Genomic DNA, 19,166 nt, shown 5'->3' on the forward strand with positions numbered 1-19,166 from the left:
TCGGCTCGGGGACGGGAAATCGCCTCGGTCAGCACAGCTCGGTGGCCGCCCGCACCTCGCTGAGGACTTTCCGGGCGACTGCACCGAAATCGTCGCCGCCGACCGCGGCGGTCCAGCGGTCGTAGGCGAGCTCGAAGGCCAGTGCGCCCAGTTCCGCGGCCGCGCGCGCGGTCAGCTCCGGCACGCCACGGTGTTTCAGCGAGTCGCTGATTGCCGCGGTGAGGCGTAGGCCTTTCAGGGCCTCGCGTTCGCGCAGTTCCGGGTTGGCGGCGATGACCGCGCGCCGCCGGGCGGTGAATTCGCGGCGGTCGGGGGTGAAGACCTCGCGGCCGATCGTGTCCATGGCCAAGGCCAGCGCTTCGAGCGGGGTGGCGTCGGCCGGGGCGTCGACGATCTCGTCGATCAGCTGCCCGGACAGGGCGGTCCCGCCGAAGAGCACCTCGCGCTTGTCCGGGAAGTGCCGGAAGAACGTGCTTTTCGTCAGGCCCGCCCGCTCGGCGATCTGGATCACCGTGGTCGCCTCGTAGCCCCGCTCCTCGAACAGGTCGAGGGCGGCGACGGCGAGTCGCCCCGGTGCGTCGGGTTCCCAGCGGGCCATGTCAGCCAGTGTACGGGACTTGGTCCCGTCCTTGGGTGTACGGTGACAGGACCAAGTCTCATCACTGTCCGTGGAGGTCCACACATGAGCCGCGCTGTCATCTACCAGAAGTTCGGTGGCCCTGAAGTGCTTGAGTTGCAAGACGTTCCGGAGCCGCACGCCGGCCCCGGCGAGATCCGGGTCCGGGTGACCGCCGCCGCGTTGAACCCGATGGACTGGATCCTGGTCGCCCAGCCCGAGGCGGCGGCGCGCTTCGGGGTCACCCTGCCGTCCGGTTTCGGCTACGACCTGGCCGGCGTGGTGGACGAGGCCGGCGAAGGCGCCACCGGGTTCGCCGTGGGCGACCGGGTCTTCGGCGGCGCGCTGAGCCGCGCCGTCGCCGATTTCGTGGTGCTCAAGACCCCCGCCGAAGCGCTCTGGCCGACGCCGGAGGGCATCAGCGACGAGGTCGCGGCCACGCTTCCCGTCGCCGGTCTGACCGCCTCGGCCGCGCTGTCGGCGATCGGCCTGAAGTCCGGCGACACCGTCCTGATCGGCGGCGCCGCGGGCGGGGTGGGCGTGTTCGCCGTGCAACTCGCGAAACTGGCCGGCGCCCGGGTGATCGGCACCGCGTCGGCGAGCACGTTCGACTTCCTGCGTCAGCTCGGCGCCGAGCCCGTGACCTACGGCGCCGGGCTGGCGGACCGCGTCCGGGCCCTGGCTTCCGACGGCGTGACCGCGGCGACCGACCTGTTCGGCACCGAAACCGCCGAGGCCGCGCTCGAACTCGGCGTCCCGGCCGACCGGATCTCCACCATCGCCGCCGGCCCCAACCCGCCGGCCGGCGTGCGTGCGACCGGCGGTTTCGACGCGAGCCCGGGCTCGGCGAAACAGCTCGTCGACGCCATCCTCGCCGGCCGCGTCACCGTGCCGATCGCCGCGACCTTCCCGCTCGAGAAATTCCGCGACGCCGTCGAGCTCCAGGCCGATCGCCACGTCCACGGCAAGATCGTGATCACGCTGTGAGCCACCGCGTCGGGAAGCACGTCCCGGTCCCGATGCGGGACGGCGTGCGGCCGGCCACCGACCTGTGGATCCCCGACGGCGGCCCGTCCCGGTTGGTCCTGCCGGTCATCACGCGCTGACCTGCCGCCAGCCGTTCGGCCGTTGCCCCGGGGATCGGGGTGGTCTATACCTCTTGGTGTCTGTCTTCTCCCCAACGGAGGTAGCCGTGAGGAAGACCCTGTCCAGGGCCGTGCTCGGTGTGACCGTTCTGGGCCTGGCGGCGCTCGGGCTGCCCGGGTCCGCGGCCGCGGCGCCCGCTCCGCGGGACGTCGAGCGCACCGTCACCGACATCGTGCCGGTGCCGGTGCAGGCCAAGGCCGACCCGAAGGCGAACTTCACGCTGACGCCACTCACCGTCATCCGCGCCGGCCAGGGCGCGGATGACGTCGCGGCGTACCTGCGGGGGCTGCTGCGGACCGCGACCGGTTACCCGCTGCCCGTGGTGCCGCGCTCGGCCGGGCTGCCCGCCATCTCGCTGGAGGTCGGGCACGCCGACCCGCGCGTCGGCACCGAGGGCTACCAGCTGAACGTCGCCAAGTCCGGCGTCACGCTCAAGGCCAACACCTCCGCCGGGCTGTTCGAAGGCGTGCAGTCGCTGCGGCAGCTGCTGCCCTCGACGATCGACGCGAAGTCCGCGCAGTTCCGTGCGAGCTGGACGGTCGCGGGCGGCAGCGTCCTGGACTACCCGCGCTTCGGCTACCGGGGCGCGATGCTCGACGTCGCGCGGCATTTCTTCACGCCTTCGCAGGTGAAGCTGTACATCGACCAGATCGCGCAGTACAAGATCAACACCCTGCACCTGCACCTGGCCGACGACCAGGGCTGGCGGATCGAGATCAAGAGCTGGCCGCGGCTGGCGACCGAGGGCGGCAAGGGCGCGGTCAACGGCGATCCGGGCGGCTACTACACGCAGGCGGAGTACAAGGACATCGTCGCGTACGCCGCCTCGCGCCACATCACGATCGTCCCGGAGATCGACATGCCGGGGCACACCAACGCGGCGCAGGCCACGTACGCGGAGCTGAACTGCGACGGCATCGCGGTGCCGCCGCGCACTGACACCGAGGTCGGCTACAGCTCGCTGTGCATCAGCTCGCCGACGACCTACAAGTTCGTCGAGGACGTCATCCGCGAGCTGGCCGCCATCACCCCGGGCAAGTACATCGGCATCGGCGGCGACGAAGCGCACTCCACCTCGGACGCCGACTACAAGACCTTCTACCAGAAGGTGAGCCCGCTGGTCGCCAAGTACGGCAAGCTGATCACCGGCTGGCACGAGATCTCGAAGACCCAGCCGCCGGCCTCGGCCATCCCGCAGTACTGGGACCAGGGCGGGGCGAACGCCGACGTCGCGGCCGCCGCCGCACGCGGCAACAAGATCCTGATGTCGCCGTCGAACCACGCGTACCTGGACATGAAGTACAACGCGCAGACCCCGCTCGGCCAGGACTGGGCCGGGCTGGTCGAGGTCAAGGACGCCTACAACTGGGATCCCGCCACGCTGGTGGACGGCGTCGGGGAAAACTCCGTCGCCGGGGTTGAGGCTCCACTGTGGACGGAGACCCTCCGTACCAGCGACAACCTCGAGTACATGGCGTTCCCGCGGCTGCCGGGCATCGCGGAGATCGGCTGGTCGCCGCAGGCCTCCCACAACTGGGACAGCTACCGCGAGCGGCTGGCGAAGCAGGCCCCGCGCTGGCGGGCGCAGGGCATCGACTTCTACGCGTCCCCGCAGGTCGACTGGAAGTGACCAAGGCGAAGGGCCCCTTGCCGCTGAACCGCGGTAAGGGGCCCTTCGCGTTGTCGTGGGTGCAAAACTGACGTCAGCGCTGCCCTGACTCGCCTCATTTATGTCGCACCGCTTGACAATAAGCAGGCGGCCGATGCAGCATCTGCGCACATGACCCGACTGTCCCGGCGCCGATTGCTCCGACTCTCCACAATGGCCGGTGCGGCCGCGCTGGGCGCGACGGCCTGCGGCTCGCCGGTCTCGGGACAGGCGCCGGTCAGCTCGCAGCAGAGCCCGTCGCGGGTGACCGCACCCCCGCCGGACGGTGTTCTGGGCGCGAACTTCAACGGCGACCCGCACGTCATGACCTTCGACGAGCTCACGACCGCGGGCGCGACCTGGCTGCGCGGGTTCCTGCCCACGCCGAAGGCAGACGACGGCGACCCGGCCGCCGACCCGACGATCAGCACCCTCTTGCAGGCGAGCGGCCAAGGCTACGGAACGGTGCTGTCGCTGAAGTTCCCGTACGCCCCGAAGCCGTTGCCGAGGCCGGGCAGCGCGGCGATGAACGCCGAACTCGCCCGGCTGGACAAGGTGCTGCCGCTGGTACTGGACAAGGTCGACATCCTGGTGATCGGCAACGAACCGTTCATCGAGTCCACTCGCGACGATTGGCACAACGGCGCACTCAACGCCTTTTACGAGGCCGTCGCCGACCACGTGATCAAGAACCGCTCCGCCCACAGCAAAACCAGTATCTACATGGGCGCGCTGAACCACCTGGACAATCCCGCGTGGCGCGTCGCGGCCACCGAGCGCTGGCTGACGCACGTGCGCACCACCCCGGAGATCGCCGGCACGGACATCCACCCGCACCTCGCGGACCCCAACGGCGGCTCCGACTACCTCGACTACATCCTGCCCAAACTGGGGCCGGACAAGAAGTTCCTCGCCACCGAGTTCTCGCTGGTCCTGTTCTGGCAGAAGCACCTGACCGCCCGGGTTTCCGCCGAGTACGCGAACACCTACCACGTCGCGCCCGGCACGCAGGTGTGGCAGGTCATCAAGGACGCGCTCGCGAAGCCGTTCCCGCAGCAGCAGTGGGACGACTTCCTGCGCACCAGCCCGTGGTTCGAGCACAACAAGAACTTCCTGACCGAGCAGACGCGGAAGTTCCGCGCGACCGGCAAGCTCGCGTTCGCCGGCTACGGGGTCGGCCAGGACACCGCGATGTCGAGCGGCTTCGGGCCGGACAAAACACCGTGGCTGCTGAACAGCCTGTTCGCCACGCACACCGTGCAGCCGCTCCCGAACGGGACCGCCGCGCCGAACTACGCCTGGCTGCCAGAATTCCAGGCCCTGCAACAGAAGTGAAAGGTCTCTCCATGCGCTCGACGACAAGGCTCCCCTGGTCCCACCGGCTCGCCGTGCCGACGCTGGTCGCGCTGCTGGCCGGCACGGCGGCCTGCACCGGCTCGGCGGCGACGAGCGGAATCGGCGGCAGTCCGGTGCCCGCGCCACCCAGCACCACGCCGTCCGGGACCAGCAGCACCTCGCCCAGCGGGACCGACGCGAAGGGCGCGGCAACGCCCGAAGCCCTGATGACCACCTTCGTCACGGACGTCCTCCAGCAGCACTACCGCAAGGCGTGCCTGCTCAACGCCGCTCCCCCGAACTCGAACCTCGATCCCGCCAAGGTGTGCGCGTCACCGGAGGCCACCAAAACCCTGACCAGCCTGCGCAGCGGGTGGGCCAAGCCGGGCATCGCGTTGCCCCCGAAGGGAAAGGTGACCGTCGACAAGGTCACGCCGACCGGCGACACGGCGACCGTGGCCGACACCGGGATCAGCCTGGACGGTCACACGCTGAACGCCCTGATGCTCATCGGCTCGCACAACGCCGAGGGCTTCGGCGTGAAGTGGACGCTGCAGCGCAAGCAGGAAAGGTGGTTCATCGGCGAGATGAACCTCGGCAACTGAACCGGTCAGGCCGGCCGCCGCGGCTCGGGTGAATGGAGCGATTCGAGGCTCTGCCGGGTGGTCTCGGGCAGCAGCTTCGCGACAAAAACCGCCGCGGCCAAGCCGAACAGGCCGAAGAACACGAAAATGCCGGTGGCGCCGTGCGCGATGAGGTCGGGGAAGAACAGCGTCAGCGCCACCGTGACGAGGATCTGGGCGCTGGTGGCCACCGAGACGCCGGCCGAGCGCGCTCGCAGCGGGAACAGCTCCGGCAGCATGATCCACACGACCGGCCCCCAGGTCAGCGAGTAACCCGCCTTGAAGATCGAGAGCATGGCCAGCGCGGTGCTCTGCCCGGTGAAGGTGCCGAGCAGGTGGAAGCCGAACACCGCGGCCACGCCGAGCATCGCCAGGCCCAGCACGATGCCGCCGGCGATCAGCAGCGGACGACGCCCGGTCCGGTCGACCACATACCCGCACAGGAGCGTCATCACCACCGAGAGCACACCGAAGCCGATGGTGTTGATCAAAGCCGCCTGGGTGCCGAAGCCCACCTGGGCGAGGATCGTCGGGGCGTAGTAGACGATCGAGTTGATGCCGAGAAGTTGTTGTGCCATCGAGAAAATCGTCGCGATGACCACTATTCGACGCAGTGCGCGCGAGCGCAGCAACGAGCGCCAGTTCAGGGACGCGCCGGTGTTGCTGTCGACGTCGGCCCGGCGAGCGGTGTCCAGCTCGATGAACGTTCGCTGGGCCTGTTCGGCGGGCAGGAGCGAGTCGAGGACCCGGCGCGCGTCGTCGACCCGGCCTTTGAGCATCAGCCAGCGGGGCGTCTCGGACTGCCGGAGCAGGGCGAGCCCGATCAGCGCGGCCGGCACCGCGGCGAGGCCGAGCGACCAGCGCCACGAGAGATCGCGGGCGAAGAAGTAGTTGACCACCGCCGAAATCAGGATGCCCGTCGCGATCATCAGCTGGTTGCCGGTGCTCTGCCGGCCGCGGCTGTCCGCGGGGGCGAGCTCCGCCAGGTACGTCGGCACCGTGCTCTGGGTGCTGCCCACGGCCACACCCGCGAGCGCCCGGCCGACGAGCAGCCAGCCGTAGCCGGGGGCAGCGGCCATCAGCACGCTGGACACGACGTACACCAGGCAGGTGATCAGCAGCGTGGTCCGCCGGCCGATCGCCTGGGCCACCGAGCCGGCCACCGCCGCGCCGAGCACCGCCCCGGCCAGCAGCGTCGTGACGACAAAACCGCTCTCCAGCGGCGAAAGCCGGAACTCCGGCTTGATGAACAGCAGCGCGCCGGAGATGACGCCCATGTCGTAGCCGACGAGCACGGCGGCCATCGCGGCCACCGCGACCGCGCCGCGTTGCCGCCGTCGCCGTGCGCCGTCCTCCCGCGAGGTCACCCCGAGTGCGGCGGTCGCTCGCTTCATGACGGGCCTCCGGTGCTCACCGAGCCTGGGCGGGAACGTGCCGGAGAGTGTTCACTCACCCGTCCATTAACGTCAAGTACTACAACAAAAATAAGAAGATTCCGTCCAGGCACCATCTTGTTTCTGTCGGTCATTGGACATAATCTTCCGACGACGGACGGCAGCCGGGGGAAGGGGCGCGAGATCGCCGGGACAACGAGTGGTGACGCGCGGCGGGCGGGCTCGGACGCCTCACGGGCCGCGATCATCGCGGCCCTGCGCCAGTACGGGCCGATGACCCGCCAGCGCCTCGTCGCCGAGACCGGGCTGTCCCGGGCGACGGTGTCCAGCTGCCTCGGGGTGCTGGCCGGCGAGGGCCGGATCCGGGAGTCCGCGCACGGCCCGGACGGCGGCCGGGGCCGGCCGTCCATGCTGGTCAGCATCAACGCGTCCCGGGCCGAGCTGGTGGGCATCGAGATCGGGCGCGCGCACCTGGCCGTCGCCGTCGCGGACGGCGCGGACAACGTCATCGCCGTCGCGGACCAGGACATCGGCGCGGGCACCGAGGCCCGCGCGCGGGTGGCCGCGGCCGTGGCGCTGCTGGCCGGCCTCGCCGCCGAACAGGACCTCGACCTGGCCACTGTGCACGGCGTCGCGGCCGGGACCCCGGGCCCGAAGTTCACCGGCGAGGGCCGTCGCTCCCAGGACCTGGCGCTCGCCCGGTTCACCCGCGACCGGGCCGAAGTGGCCGCCTACCTGGCCGAGCGCTTCGGCGTTCCGGTGCGCGTGGAGAACAACACCCGCTACACCGCGCTCGGCGAGACCGCGGCGGACGGCACCCGGAACGTGGTCTACCTGCGGGTGGACGAAGGCGTCGGCGGTGGCGTGGTGGTCGACGGCTCGCTGGTTTCGGGCAGCTGGGGCACGGCGGGCGAACTGGGCCACGTGTGCGTTGACCCGAATGGGCCGCGGTGTGCCTGCGGCGGGCGTGGCTGCGTTGAGCTGACGGCGAGCCTGCCCGCATTGCTGGCCGCGACGGGCAGTACGGATCTCGCCGCGCTGACCGAACTCTTGCAGGCAGGCGACCCCGATGCGGTGGCGGCGCTCGACCAGGCCGCCGGCGCGGCCGGGCAGGCGCTGGCAGGGGTGCTGGCCGTGCTCGACGTGTCCCTGGTGGTCGTCGGCGGCCGGGTCGCCGGGCTGCCGGGTTTCCTCGACCGGCTGGAGCACGTGGTGCGCGACGTGGCGCCCAGCTGGTGCCTGGCCGAGCTGACGGTCCGGCCGGCCCACGACGACCGGACGGCCGGCGCGCGGGGGGCGCTGGTGGACGCCCGCCTGGCCGCGGACCGGACCGGAATCCCCGCGCGGACAACGGGATGAAGACATGACCCGCAACCTCGTCTTCCTGATGACCGATCAGCATTCGATCTCCACGCTGGGCTGCTACGGCAATCCCGTCGTCCGGACCCCGGCGCTGGACCGGCTGGCCGCGAGCGGGACCCGCTTCACCCACGCGTTCACCCCGACCGCGATCTGCACCCCGGCGCGGGCGAGCCTGCTGACCGGGGTGGCGCCGTTCCGCCACCGGCTGCTGGCCAACTACGAGCGCAACGTCGGCTATCTGGAAGACCTGGCCGACGACCAGTTCACCTTCGCCGAGGCGTTGCGTGACGCGGATTGGCAGCTCGGGCTGGTCGGCAAATGGCACGGGGGCGTGCGCCGGACCGCGGCCGATTACGGCTTCGAGGGGCCGACCCTGCCCGGCTGGCACAACCCCGTCGATCATCCCGACTACCTGGCCTACCTGGACGAGCGCGGCCTGCCGCCGTACCGGATCAGCGACCCCGTGCGGGGCGTCGCGCCCAACGGCGGGCCGGGCAATCTGATGGCGGCGCGGCTGCACCAGCCCGTCGAGGCCACGTTCGAGCACTACCTGGCCGACCGCACCATCGAGATGCTCGAACGGTTCGCCGCCGATCCCGGTGACCGGCGGTTCTTCCTGGCGACCCACTTCTTCGGCCCGCACCTGCCGTACATCCTGCCCAGCGAGTACCTCGATCTCTATGACCCGGATGGGATCGAGCTGCCGCCGTCCGTGCACGAGACCTTCGACGGCAAGCCCCCGGTGCAGCGCAACTACAGCGCGCACTGGGCGTTCGACACCCTGGACGAGGCCGTCAGCCGCAAGCTAGTCGCGGCCTACTGGGGTTACGTCACGCTCGTCGATCACGAGATCGGGCGCATCCTCGACGCGGTCGAGCGCCTCGGCCTGGCCGAGGACACCGCGGTGCTGATGACCGCCGACCACGGCGAGTTCACCGGCGCGCACCGCCTGCACGACAAGGGCCCGGCGATGTACGACGAGATCTACCGGATTCCCGCGCTGGTAAGGATTCCTGGCGAACTGGAGGGTCAGGTCCGCGAAGAGTTCGTGACGCTGACCGACCTCACCGCGACCATTCTGGACCTCGCCGGACTGCCTGCCGAGCCGGCCGCCGACGGCCGGAGCCTGCGGCCGCTGGTCGCCGGCGAGCACCCGGACTGGCGCGAGTCCGTGCTCGCCGAGTTCCACGGGCACCACTTCCCGTACCCGCAGCGGATGCTCCGGACGAAAACGCACAAGCTCGTGGTGAACCCGGAGTCGGTCAACGAGCTGTACGACCTGCGCGAGGACCCGCACGAGCTGGTGAACCGGATCGACGACCCGCTGCTGGCCGACCTCGGCCGCGAGCTGATCACCGAGCTGTACCGGCAGCTGCGCGAGCGCGGCGACAACTTCTACCACTGGATGACGTCGATGTTCGCCGTCGGCGGTGCCGACTACGACGTCACCCTCAGCTCGTTCGAACTCCAGCCCAAGGACTCGTGAGTGTTCCGGACGGTTATAATAGAACCGTCATAAACACTCACGAGTCAGCCGACGTTGGCGTGCCGCAACCGCCACCGGTCGACGGCCGAGCGGATCCCGCCGCCGTAGGAGGGCGCGAGCGCCGGGGTGGCCAGCACCCGCTCGGCGAGCCGGACGCCGGCCTCGGCCTGCGGCCGTTCCAGCTGCGCGAAATTGGCGAACGCGACCAGGTGGACCTCGCCGACCGTCGGGGCGTCCGGGTCGGTCTCCACGACGGTGAGCGCGCCGCCGGTCGGCACCGTGCCGGGCCGCAGCACTCGCAGGTACCAGCCGCAGCGGCCGGAGTCGATCATGCCCGGCACCACGTCCTTGCGCCCGGTCCGCATGGCCAGCTTGAAACACGGCGACCGCGGCTGGGAGACCTGCACCAGCGCGTCGCCCCAGGCCCAGACGTCGCCGATGCGCACGGTCGTCTCGTCCGCGCCGGACACGGTGAGGTTCTCGCCGAAATGACCGACTTCGACGTCGAAACCGTCGGCCTCCCACGCCTCGTAGTGCGCGCTCGGGTAGACGTAAACCGCTTTGTCGACCCCGCCGTGCACGCTCAGGTCGGCCTGCTCGTCGCCGTCGAGGTTGAGCTGCGTGAGCGTGAGCTCCGGCGCGGTCACCGGGTCCTTCACGATGGCGCTGAGGATCGGCTGGTCGCGGCGGTGGCCGAGCACGCTGGGGCGGCCGGCGAAAACGGCGGCGAGTCGGAGGTCGGTCATACGGCCGAAAGTAGCACCGCCGATCGCCATGCTCGACGGGATTTCCGCGCCGGGACGCGAGAATGCGGCGGCGCCTTCGACCACGCTGTCGAAAGCACCGCCGCGCACCGGCGTACTACTTGGGCGGACCGTTCAGCGCCGCGGACTCCTCGTCGCTGAACAACCGCGAGCGGATCAGGAAGCGCACGCCCTCGGGAGCCTCCAGGGAGAACCCGCTGCCGCGCCCGGTGACGACGTCGATCGTCAGGTGCGTGTGCTTCCAGTACTCGAACTGCGGACCGGACATCCACACCGGCACGGCGTCGATACCGTCGACGGCCAGGTCGCCCAGGTGCACGTCCCGCTGGCCGACCTTGAACTCGCCGAGCGGGTAGCACATCGGGGCGCTGCCGTCGCAGCACCCGCCGGACTGGTGGAACATCACCGGGCCGTGCAGGGCCACCAGCTTGCGCAGCAGGTCGCCCGCCGACTCGGTGAGGTCCACCCGTCGCGTCTCCATCAGAAGAACCCGAGCGCCTGGTCCGAATAGGAGACCAGCATGTTCTTCGTCTGCTGGTAGTGGTCCAGCATCATCTTGTGGTTCTCGCGGCCGATGCCCGAGGCCTTGTACCCGCCGAACGCGGCGTGCGCCGGGTACGCGTGGTAGTTGTTCACCCAGACGCGGCCGGCCTGGATGTCGCGGCCGGCGCGGTAGGCGGTGTTGCCGTCCCGCGACCAGACGCCGGCGCCGAGGCCGTACAGGGTGTCGTTGGCGATCTTCATCGCGTCGGCGTAGTCGTCGAACTTCGCCACCGAGACCACCGGGCCGAAGATCTCCTCCTGGAAGATCCGCATCTTGTTGTCGCCCTCGAACACCGTCGGCTGCACGTAGTAGCCGCCGCTGAACTCGCCGCCGACGTCCGCCTTCTCGCCACCGGTGAGGACCTTCGCGCCCTCCTGCTTGCCGATGTCGATGTAGGACATGATCTTTTCGTACTGGTCGTTGGACGCCTGGGCGCCGACCTGCGTGTCGGTGTCGAGCGGGTTGCCCTGCTTGATCTTCTTCACGCGCTCCACGGCGTCGCCGAGGAACGAGTCGTAGATGCCGGTCTGGATCAGCGCGCGCGAAGGGCACGTGCAGACTTCGCCCTGGTTCAGCGCGAAAAGTGTGAAGCCCTCCTGCGCCTTGTCGTAGAAGGCGTCGTTCTTGGCGGCGACGTCGTCGAAGAAGATGTTCGGGCTCTTGCCGCCCAGCTCCACCGTCACCGGGATGATGTTTTCGCTGGCGTACTGGAGGATCAGCCGCCCGGTGGTGGTCTCGCCGGTGAACGCGACCTTGCGCACGCGGTCGCTCGAAGCGAGCGGCTTGCCCGCTTCCACGCCGAAGCCGTTGACGATGTTCAGCACGCCGGGCGGGATCAGGTCGCCGATGAGCGACATCAGCAGGTGGATCGACGCCGGCGTCTGCTCGGCCGGCTTGAGCACGATCGCGTTGCCCGCGGCCAGCGCCGGGGCGAGCTTCCACACCGCCATCAGGATCGGGAAGTTCCACGGGATGATCTGCCCGACCACGCCGAGCGGCTCGTGGAAGTGGTACGCGACGGTGTTCTCGTCGATCTGCGAGATCCCGCCCTCCTGCGCGCGCAGGGCGCCGGCGAAGTAGCGGAAGTGGTCGATCGCGAGCGGGATGTCGGCGGCGAGCGTCTCGCGCACCGGCTTGCCGTTCTCCCACGCCTCGGCGACCGCGATCTTCTCGAGGTTCTGCTCCATCCGGTCCGCGATCTTGAGCAGGATGCCCGAGCGCGCTTCCACGGAGGTGCGGCCCCACGCCGGCGCGGCGCCCTCCGCCGCGTCGAGGGCCCGGTCGATATCGGCCGCGGTGCCGCGGGCGATCTCGGTGAACGTCTTGCCGGTGATCGGGGTGGGGTTTTCGAAGTACTGGCCACTGGCCGGGGCGACGTACTCGCCGCCGATGTAGTGGTCGTAACGGGTTTCGTAGTCGACGACACTGCCGTCGGTGTTCGGTGCGGCGTAAACGGCCATCTTTCCTGCCTCGTTGCCGGGAGTGACGGACAGCCGCGAACGCTAGGCCGGGCTACGTTGCACGGACGTTGCGCGGCTGTGAGCTGGCTCTCTACCCTGGGAAACGTGGCGGAGCTGCCCGAGCCCGAATTGCTGCGCGATCCGGAGTCGTACGCGCGGCTGCTCAAACACGTCCGCGAGGCCGTGCTGTCCGGCGTCCCGGCCCCGCGCTCGCCGCGCTCGGTGGTTTCCGATTCCTGGCAGCGCTCGCTGGCCGCGCACGTCGACCCGGATTCGGGTGAGGCCCCGCTGGTGTACGAGCCGGCCGAAATGACCGATCTGCGCGAGGAGCACCCGCTCGCGCCGGTCCTGCCGCTGCTGCGCCAGACGTTGGTGAGCATCGCCGACGACGCCGAGCACATGATGATCGTGACCGACGCCGAGGGCCTGATCCTCTGGCGCGAAGGCGCGTCCGGCGTCCTGCTGCGCGCGGACCGCGTGGCGCTCACGGAGGGCACGCGCTGGAGCGAGGAGGCCATCGGCACCAACGCGATGGGCACCACGCTGGCGACCGGCGAGCCGGTGCAGATCTACTCGGCCGAGCACCTGGTCGCCCGCTATCACGCGTGGACCTGCGCGGCGGCGCCGGTGCGGGACCCGGAGACCGGGATGCTGCTGGGGTCGATCGACGTCAGCGGGCCGCTGCGCACCGTGCACCCGGCGATGCTCGCGCTGGTCACCGCCACGGCCCAGCTCGCGGAGGGCCAGCTGCGCGCCCACCTGGCGGTGCGCGACGAGAAGGTGCGGCGCACGAACATGCGGCACCTGGACGCGTTGCGCGGCCGTCCCGGCGCCCTGCTTTCGGCGGGCGGACGGGTGCTGGCCGCGGAGTCCTGCACCCTTCCGTCCACTGTGGAGGTACGCCGCGGCGGCGGCACGGTGACGCTGCCGGACGGCCGGATCGCCGTGGTCGACCCGCTGGACGACGGTTTCCTGCTGCGCCTGGCCACCTCCGGCCCGGCCCACCGCCGCCGACTGCGGCTGGAATTCCTCACCGACGGCGCCGGATCGACCACTGTGGACGGTCGCGAGGTCCCGTTCACCTTGCGGCACGCGGAAATCCTCACCCTGCTCGCACTGCACCCGCGCGGGCTGTCCGCGGAACGCCTGGCCTTGCAGCTCTACGGCGAGAACGGCAACCCGGTCACCGTCCGCGCGGAGATCCACCGCCTGCGCACGCAACTCGGCACGGGCGTGGTGCAGACCCGCCCGTACCGGCTGGCCGCCGACGTCGACGCGGACTTCCTGCGCATCCGCACCGCGTTGCGCCGCGGCTCGGCGGCCGACGCCGTCGAGGCGTTCCACGGCCCGCTGCTGTCGGAATCGGAGGCCCCGGCGATCCTGGAGGAACGCGAGGCGCTGACCGCCCAGGTCCGCCAGCTGGCCCTGAACAGCCCGGACCCGGCGGTGCTGTGGTCGTTCTGGGAGACCTCCTGCGGCGCGGACGACCGCGAGATCCTCGAAGCCCTCTGCACCCGGCTGCCCGCCGACGACCCGCGCCTGGCCGCGGCTAGGACACACCGGACCCGGTTGCGTTAGGCCTTCGCGGTCTCGCGGATGGCTTCGTCGACGGAGCGGGGCACCGGCGGCTCGACGAACAGCTCACGCAAGAACAGCCCGTCCAGATGCTCGATGGTGAGCCCGGGATGCTTGCCGGTCACCCGGTTGACAAGACCGCCGAGGCGGAACATCGCCGTGACGACGGCAGCGGGGATCGTGCGCACCGCCCGGGGGCGGCCCGCCGCGCCGGCCATCCGCGTGATCATGTCCTTCCAGTGCAGGTTTTCCTCCACCACCGGGATGTCCGCGCCAGACGCGTCTTCCAGCGCCTCGACGGTCACGATGCCGACGCCGCGCGCGCTCGTCGCCGCGCTGCCGCCCGCGGGCGCGAACAACGGTGACGAAGACCGGACCCACTTCACCAGCGGCACCGACCATTCCGGCACCCGCCCGGGCGCGACCCCGAAGACAAACGGCACCTCGATGATCGCCACCGGCAAGTCCGGGCCCGCCGTTTCGCGTCCGATTCGCGCCTGCTCGTTGCGGCTGCGCACGTACGGGTGCTTCGCGGCCAACCCCCACTCAGGGTGTACGCGGTCGAAGTACGTGTAATACGACGCCAGCACCGCGGCCCGCGTACAACCCGCTGCACGGGCCGCGCGCAGCAGCGCCACCACTGGCGCGACGTTCCCCTCGTACAGCCTCGGCGCGACGGGTCCCTTACCGACCGCGCGGTCGTCCATGCCGCCTGCGAACATCACACCGTCGTGGCCCGCAAGCAGCTCTCGCAGCTCTTCTTCGGAAGCCGTCGTGACGTCGAGGACACGGTCGACGCCTTCGCGCGGCGTACGCGCCACTGTGGTCGCCTCGTGCCCGCGAAGCCGCAGCTGCTCCAGCACGTGGTGCCCCAGCAACCCGCTTCCGCCTACCACCAGGATCTTCATGCCGAAGATCTTTCCGGACTCCCGGCCGGTCCGGTGTTCCGGGACCCGTCCCGCAACCCGGCGTTTACGCTTACCGCCCACCATCTGGAGGCGCGATGACCCGCTGGGGACGACGCCGGCGCCGGCGCCGGATCGAACGGGTGCTCGCGGCCGTCATCGAATTCGGCAGCCGGCCCCCGGCTCAGGGCGAGCAGTCCGCGCGCGAGCTGGGGGCCGACGACGGCAGCCTGACGCCCACGGAGATCGCCGGCCACCTGCGGGAGATCGCCGAGTGGATGCACCAGGCCGCCGAGAAGACAGCTCGCCGGGCCCGGGCCATCGAAGCCAAATACGGCCGGCATTTCCGGACTGCCACGTTGATCTACGGCGAGGCCTACACGCCGTACCTCGACTATCTGGCCGCGCCGAGGAAAATCGCCACCGCCGGTGCGGCGCGCCGGGACGCTCTCGCGCTGGCCGCCGCGTACGACCGCCTGGCCCGCAAGCCGCCGCGGGGACGCAAGCCGGACCTGGCGTTGTGCTACGAGCACCAGGACACGGCACGGTTGCTGGCAGCGCTCGACGACGCCGGCACCCGGGTGCAGGCCGTCCGGTTCCTGGGCCGGTTACAGGCGACCGCCGCCGTGGATCCGTTGCTGGGCTTGCTCGACGATCCCGTCGCCGCCGAGGAGGCCGTCCGCGCGCTGGGCCGAATCGGCGACGCCCGGGCGCTGGACCCGCTGATCGCGTTCGTCCGCCGTGATCCCGATCTGAAGGAAGCCTCCGCCGCGGTGGTCGCACTCGGCGAACTCGGCGACCCGCGCGCGGTCGGCTTCCTGCTGGGACTCCTGCCCCGCAACAGCCTGATCGGCAACCTCGCGGCGTACTCACTGGCGAAGATCGGCGACCCGCGAGCCGTGCCGCCGATGCGCGAGGCGCTGGCCCGCCGCCAGTCCGAACCCGCCGAGTCCGACGTCAGCAAACGCTTGCGCGACCTGGATTGCCGCCGCATCGAGGAAGCGATCGACACCCTCACCGGCAAGCGGGACAGCCAAGCCGGGTGAAGGCCGGCTGTGGCGCGCCCCTACGCGCTCGGGGTCTTCTCCCAGACCGACACGTGTTTGGTGCTTTCGGCGGTGAAGTCCGAGCGGTCCCAGTCCGCCCAGCGGTGCTTCAGGCGCATCCCGGCGATACGCGCCATCAGGTCCAGCTCGGCCGGCCAGGCGTACCGGAAGGGGATGCGGCGGAACCGCCCCGCCCCGTCCGGCGACACGGTGACGTGGTTCGAGGTGAACTCCTGCGTGACGACGTCGTACTGGTCGAACCCGACGTAGCCCGCCCCGGGCGCCACCGTGAACGGGACGGTGTCCTGCCCGGGCGGCAGGCGGCGCAGGTCCGGCACGCCCACCTCGATCAGGAACAGCCCGCCCGGCCGCAGGTGCGCGGCCGCGTTGCGGAAGACGTCGACCTGCCCGTCCTGGGTGGTCACGTTGCTGATCGTGTTGAACACCAAGTAGGCCAACGAGAACTGCCCGGCCACCCGCGTTGCCGTCATGTCGCCGATCGTGACCTCGACCGCGTCGCCGCCCGGCTTGCCCGCGAGCCGGGCGGCCATCGCCCGGCTCAGCTCGATGCCGCGCACCGCCACCCCGCGAGCGGCCAACGGCGCGGCGATCCGCCCGGTGCCGACGGCGAACTCGAGGACCGGGCCGTCGGCCAGTCCTTCGAGGACGTCCACCGCGCGCGTCACCACCTCGGGCGCGTTCGCGCCGCCCGGCTCGTCGTAGCCCGCGGCCACGCTCTCGGGGAACCAGCCGTCCGCCGGGTCGTCCTCACTGATCACGGTCGGCGACGCTACGCCCGCGACCATGCGCGCCTCATCCCATTTTTCGACCCCTGCTGTCCAATGGATTCCGCGTCGCCCCAGGTCACGAAGCGATCGCGAGGCCAACCTCGCCGCGGTGCCGGCGTCTTCTTCAGCAAAGGGGTCACCACATCAACTCTGGGGGAAATCATGAAAACCTGGTCGCTTCGCACCAGACGCACCCTGACCTTCGCCGCCACCGCCACGGTGCTCGGGCTCGCTTCAGCGGCCTGCCAAGGAGGGGCTCAGCCCACGGCCTCCGCGCCCGCTACCCCGAGCCAAACCGTGCCGACCCTCGCGGCGCCCACCGCGAACAGCGTCGCCCCGGCGGTCTCGAGCGGGTCCTCGCCGGCCACCGCGGCCAAACCGGCCGCGCCGGGCACGCGGGCGAAGGCCGCCTCCGCGGAGCTGAAGTTCCCGAACACCACCGCCGACGTGGTGTTCGTCGGATACGACGCGAAGAACAAGCTGGTCGAGTTCCAGAAGGTGGTGCAAGACCCCGCGTCCCCCGGCGCACACCTGGTGCCCGACCCGAGCGACCCGGCCGTGCACGAGCTGCCGATGGCCTCCGGGGCGAAGGTGACGTCCATCGACCCCGGCGGGTTCCCGTTCGAGACCTGCCCGCCGATCTCCTGCACCGCCGACAACATCATGGAAAGCGTGATCGGGCACTACAACGGCGCCTTCTACGCCCACATGCACGTCAACGCCGCGGACCGGATCGACTCCGTGGCCGAGTCGGCCTACTGAGTCGGCCTGCTGAACCGGCCGGACGCGCTCCGGCAAGCAGTTCCGGACCCCGGCATCTCCGCACCCCTGAGCGACCCACCCCACGTAGACAGCGTCTACACAAGTTTGATAGACAGTGTCTACAAGGTGAACCAGGGGTTACGGAGATTCGACATGGGCTTCCAGAGATTCGTCGCCGTCGGCGACAGCTGTGCCGAGGGGCTCGACGACCCGTACCCCGACCACAGCCAGTACCGGGGCTGGGCCGACTTCGTCGCCGGGCGGCTCGCCCGGCACGAGCCCGGTTTCCGGTACGCCAACCTCGCCGTGCGCGGGCGGCGGCTCGACCAGATCACGGCCGAGCAGCTGCCCACCGCCGAGCGGCTGGAGCCGGACCTGATCGCGCTGTTCGGCGGCGGCAACGACGTGATGAGCCGCGGCTGGGACGCGCGCACGGTCGCACGTCGCGTCGACGCCGCCATCCGCCACTGCACCCGGATCGCCCCCACCGTCATCACGTTCACCCTCAGCGACATCTCGCACCGCATGCCGCTCGGCACCCGCATGCGCCCCCGCGTCACCGCGCTGAACGACGCCATCCGCGAGGCCTCGGTCAGCTACGGCGCCCAGCTCGTGGACCTCTGGCCCGACCAGGCCGCGCACGACGCCCGCTACTTCGGCCCGGACCGCCTGCACCTGTCCGAGACCGGCCACCTCCGCGTCGCCGGGCACGTGCTCAACCGCCTCGGCATCGGCCACGACGGCGACTGGCTCCGCCCGCTGCCCGGTCTGCCCGCGCGCTCGAGCGTCCGCGAAGACCTGCTCTGGCTGTGCAAGGAGGTGCTGCCGGTCGGCGTCACGCGGCTGCGCAACCGTCTCATCGGGCGCTCGCCCGGCGACGGCTTCCTGCCCAAGCGCCCGGACCTGCTGCCGGTGGCGTTCAGCGAGGCGCAGCTGTGAGACAACGGCTGATCAGCACCGCCACCGCCCTGCTCACCGACGCCGGCGTGGAAGCGGTGACGTTGCGCGGCATCGCGAAAGCGGCGGGCGTCTCCCACGGCGCGCCGCTGCGTCATTTCGCCGGACGCGCCGAGCTGTTGTCCGTCGTCGCGACGCGGGGCTTCACGCAGCTGCTCGAACGCGGCTCCCAGCTCCCCGACGGCACGCCGCGAGAGCGCCTCACGGCCGCCTGCCACGCGTACGTCGACTTCGCGCTGAGCAACCCGGCGATGTTCGAGCTGATGTTCCGCCGCGATCTGACCGACCCGGAAGAGCCCGGCCTGGCCAGCGCGAGCAGCATCGTCTTCGACTTCTTCGCCACGCTGGTCCACGAAGACCGTGAAGTGGCGAAGGACGAGCGCCTCCGCGAAGGAACGGACTCACGGCTCGTCGCGGCTTCGCTCTGGGCGGCGTTGCACGGGCTGGCGCAGTTGTGGCTGTGGGGCGGGCTGGCCGGGGCGAGCTTCGCGCCTTCGCCGGAATCAGCACTCGCGGTGACGCTCGACGCGTACTTGGGCTGACGCTCGGCGAAGAGCGGCCGGGCTCCTCCCCAGGTCCTGGACGCGCTCTCCGCCAAGCAACGGGAATGGGTGACCATTCGGGGGAGACGTTATCCGGGCCGCGCGCCCGCCGAATCCGCCTGAGGCCGCAGACGCGGGTAAACCTTGGCGGTACGCGGCGCGGTGACCTACCACCACGGTGGTAGCGAATTGGGTTTTCCCGCTACGGGCCGG

Annotated in this window: 19 protein-coding genes; 12 read left to right on the plus strand and 7 right to left on the minus strand. The window is 70.6% G+C overall.

All coding sequences use genetic code 11. The features are described 5' to 3' along the window. Nucleotides 1–28 precede the first annotated feature (28 nt). Entirely contained in the window at nt 29–598 is a 570-nt protein-coding gene (locus tag OG371_RS09315) for a TetR/AcrR family transcriptional regulator (protein ID WP_329067580.1), read from the minus strand. Between the two features lie 84 nt (nt 599–682). Here OG371_RS09315 and OG371_RS09320 point away from each other — a divergent pair, with 84 nt between their 5' ends. From OG371_RS09320 to OG371_RS09340, 5 genes are all read left to right on the plus strand, one after another. Next, nucleotides 683–1,603 carry an NADP-dependent oxidoreductase gene (locus OG371_RS09320; RefSeq protein WP_329067582.1) on the plus strand — a complete coding sequence of 307 codons (921 nt, stop codon included), beginning with the start codon at nt 683–685 and terminating at the stop codon, nt 1,601–1,603. Continuing rightward, nucleotides 1,600–1,722: a hypothetical protein gene (locus OG371_RS09325; RefSeq protein WP_329067583.1), complete on the plus strand. Its 123-nt coding sequence runs from the start codon at nt 1,600–1,602 to the stop codon at nt 1,720–1,722. The genes OG371_RS09320 and OG371_RS09325 overlap by 4 nt, the downstream gene beginning before the upstream one ends. Nucleotides 1,723–1,808: 86 nt before the next feature. Further along, nucleotides 1,809–3,392, plus strand: a complete 1,584-nt coding sequence (locus tag OG371_RS09330) for a beta-N-acetylhexosaminidase (protein WP_329067585.1) — start codon at nt 1,809–1,811, stop codon at nt 3,390–3,392. A gap of 150 nt (nt 3,393–3,542) precedes the next feature. Then, a complete protein-coding gene (locus OG371_RS09335; RefSeq protein WP_329067587.1) occupies nt 3,543–4,745 on the plus strand; it encodes a hypothetical protein in 1,203 nt (400 codons plus the stop codon). A gap of 11 nt (nt 4,746–4,756) precedes the next feature. Continuing rightward, nucleotides 4,757–5,350 carry a hypothetical protein gene (locus tag OG371_RS09340; protein ID WP_329067589.1) on the plus strand — a complete coding sequence of 198 codons (594 nt, stop codon included), beginning with the start codon at nt 4,757–4,759 and terminating at the stop codon, nt 5,348–5,350. 5 nt (nt 5,351–5,355) lie between these two features. Here the strand turns inward: OG371_RS09340 and OG371_RS09345 are convergent, their stop codons facing one another. Then, nucleotides 5,356–6,762: a sugar porter family MFS transporter gene (locus OG371_RS09345; protein WP_329067591.1), complete on the minus strand. Its 1,407-nt coding sequence runs from the start codon at nt 6,760–6,762 to the stop codon at nt 5,356–5,358. A 273-nt stretch (nt 6,763–7,035) separates the two neighbouring features. On the opposite strand from OG371_RS09345, the gene OG371_RS09350 reads away from it, so the two are divergent. Both OG371_RS09350 and OG371_RS09355 read left to right on the plus strand, forming a co-directional pair. Further along, the gene (locus tag OG371_RS09350) at nt 7,036–8,121 is read left to right on the plus strand and encodes an ROK family protein (RefSeq protein ID WP_329067593.1); all 1,086 of its coding nucleotides are present in this window, start codon (nt 7,036–7,038) and stop codon (nt 8,119–8,121) included. A gap of 4 nt (nt 8,122–8,125) precedes the next feature. Next, nucleotides 8,126–9,610, plus strand: coding sequence for a sulfatase-like hydrolase/transferase (locus tag OG371_RS09355; RefSeq protein ID WP_329067595.1), 1,485 nt, complete (start codon nt 8,126–8,128; stop codon nt 9,608–9,610). 44 nt (nt 9,611–9,654) lie between these two features. On the opposite strand, the gene OG371_RS09360 is transcribed toward OG371_RS09355, so the two are convergent. The 3 genes from OG371_RS09360 to exaC form a co-directional block, all read right to left on the minus strand. Next, the gene (locus OG371_RS09360; protein WP_329067597.1) at nt 9,655–10,356 is read right to left on the minus strand and encodes an MOSC domain-containing protein; all 702 of its coding nucleotides are present in this window, start codon (nt 10,354–10,356) and stop codon (nt 9,655–9,657) included. Between the two features lie 115 nt (nt 10,357–10,471). After that, on the minus strand, nt 10,472–10,855 hold the full coding sequence (locus OG371_RS09365; RefSeq protein WP_329067599.1) for a DUF779 domain-containing protein: 384 nt from the start codon (nt 10,853–10,855) through the stop codon (nt 10,472–10,474). Then, a complete protein-coding gene (gene exaC / locus OG371_RS09370; protein ID WP_329067601.1) occupies nt 10,855–12,378 on the minus strand; it encodes an acetaldehyde dehydrogenase ExaC in 1,524 nt (507 codons plus the stop codon). Before exaC ends, OG371_RS09365 begins: the two co-directional genes overlap by 1 nt. 105 nt (nt 12,379–12,483) lie before the next feature. On the opposite strand from exaC, the gene OG371_RS09375 reads away from it, so the two are divergent. Further along, on the plus strand, nt 12,484–13,956 hold the full coding sequence (locus tag OG371_RS09375) for a helix-turn-helix domain-containing protein (RefSeq protein ID WP_329067603.1): 1,473 nt from the start codon (nt 12,484–12,486) through the stop codon (nt 13,954–13,956). On the opposite strand, the gene OG371_RS09380 is transcribed toward OG371_RS09375, so the two are convergent. After that, nucleotides 13,953–14,861, minus strand: coding sequence for an NAD(P)H-binding protein (locus tag OG371_RS09380; RefSeq protein WP_329067605.1), 909 nt, complete (start codon nt 14,859–14,861; stop codon nt 13,953–13,955). The two genes, OG371_RS09375 and OG371_RS09380, sit on opposite strands and share 4 nt — an antisense overlap. 95 nt (nt 14,862–14,956) lie before the next feature. Here OG371_RS09380 and OG371_RS09385 point away from each other — a divergent pair, with 95 nt between their 5' ends. Next, entirely contained in the window at nt 14,957–15,904 is a 948-nt protein-coding gene (locus tag OG371_RS09385; protein ID WP_329067607.1) for a HEAT repeat domain-containing protein, read from the plus strand. A gap of 20 nt (nt 15,905–15,924) precedes the next feature. On the opposite strand, the gene OG371_RS09390 is transcribed toward OG371_RS09385, so the two are convergent. Next, nucleotides 15,925–16,683 carry a class I SAM-dependent DNA methyltransferase gene (locus OG371_RS09390; RefSeq protein ID WP_329067609.1) on the minus strand — a complete coding sequence of 253 codons (759 nt, stop codon included), beginning with the start codon at nt 16,681–16,683 and terminating at the stop codon, nt 15,925–15,927. A 306-nt stretch (nt 16,684–16,989) separates the two neighbouring features. Here OG371_RS09390 and OG371_RS09395 point away from each other — a divergent pair, with 306 nt between their 5' ends. From OG371_RS09395 to OG371_RS09405, 3 genes are all read left to right on the plus strand, one after another. After that, entirely contained in the window at nt 16,990–17,454 is a 465-nt protein-coding gene (locus OG371_RS09395; RefSeq protein WP_329067611.1) for a hypothetical protein, read from the plus strand. A gap of 153 nt (nt 17,455–17,607) precedes the next feature. After that, on the plus strand, nt 17,608–18,393 hold the full coding sequence (locus tag OG371_RS09400; RefSeq protein ID WP_329067613.1) for an SGNH/GDSL hydrolase family protein: 786 nt from the start codon (nt 17,608–17,610) through the stop codon (nt 18,391–18,393). Continuing rightward, nucleotides 18,390–18,953, plus strand: a complete 564-nt coding sequence (locus OG371_RS09405; RefSeq protein ID WP_329067615.1) for a TetR/AcrR family transcriptional regulator — start codon at nt 18,390–18,392, stop codon at nt 18,951–18,953. The genes OG371_RS09400 and OG371_RS09405 overlap by 4 nt, the downstream gene beginning before the upstream one ends. The last annotated feature ends 213 nt before the right edge of the window (nt 18,954–19,166 follow it).

Source organism: Amycolatopsis sp. NBC_01480, assembly GCF_036227205.1.
Taxonomy (GTDB): Bacteria; Actinomycetota; Actinomycetes; order Mycobacteriales; family Pseudonocardiaceae; genus Amycolatopsis.

What these genes read in the sequence shown, in the direction of transcription:
- OG371_RS09315 (WP_329067580.1), bottom strand. Translation starts at nt 598, where the DNA reads ATGGCCCGCTGGGAACCCGACGCACCGGGGCGACTCGCCGTCGCCGCC.
- exaC (WP_329067601.1), bottom strand. Translation starts at nt 12,378, where the DNA reads ATGGCCGTTTACGCCGCACCGAACACCGACGGCAGTGTCGTCGACTAC.
- OG371_RS09335 (WP_329067587.1), top strand. Translation starts at nt 3,543, where the DNA reads ATGACCCGACTGTCCCGGCGCCGATTGCTCCGACTCTCCACAATGGCC.
- OG371_RS09345 (WP_329067591.1), bottom strand. Translation starts at nt 6,762, where the DNA reads ATGAAGCGAGCGACCGCCGCACTCGGGGTGACCTCGCGGGAGGACGGC.
- OG371_RS09365 (WP_329067599.1), bottom strand. Translation starts at nt 10,855, where the DNA reads ATGGAGACGCGACGGGTGGACCTCACCGAGTCGGCGGGCGACCTGCTG.
- OG371_RS09340 (WP_329067589.1), top strand. Translation starts at nt 4,757, where the DNA reads ATGCGCTCGACGACAAGGCTCCCCTGGTCCCACCGGCTCGCCGTGCCG.
- OG371_RS09360 (WP_329067597.1), bottom strand. Translation starts at nt 10,356, where the DNA reads ATGACCGACCTCCGACTCGCCGCCGTTTTCGCCGGCCGCCCCAGCGTG.
- OG371_RS09350 (WP_329067593.1), top strand. Translation starts at nt 7,036, where the DNA reads ATGACCCGCCAGCGCCTCGTCGCCGAGACCGGGCTGTCCCGGGCGACG.
- OG371_RS09400 (WP_329067613.1), top strand. Translation starts at nt 17,608, where the DNA reads ATGGGCTTCCAGAGATTCGTCGCCGTCGGCGACAGCTGTGCCGAGGGG.
- OG371_RS09320 (WP_329067582.1), top strand. Translation starts at nt 683, where the DNA reads ATGAGCCGCGCTGTCATCTACCAGAAGTTCGGTGGCCCTGAAGTGCTT.
- OG371_RS09385 (WP_329067607.1), top strand. Translation starts at nt 14,957, where the DNA reads ATGACCCGCTGGGGACGACGCCGGCGCCGGCGCCGGATCGAACGGGTG.
- OG371_RS09380 (WP_329067605.1), bottom strand. Translation starts at nt 14,861, where the DNA reads ATGAAGATCCTGGTGGTAGGCGGAAGCGGGTTGCTGGGGCACCACGTG.
- OG371_RS09355 (WP_329067595.1), top strand. Translation starts at nt 8,126, where the DNA reads ATGACCCGCAACCTCGTCTTCCTGATGACCGATCAGCATTCGATCTCC.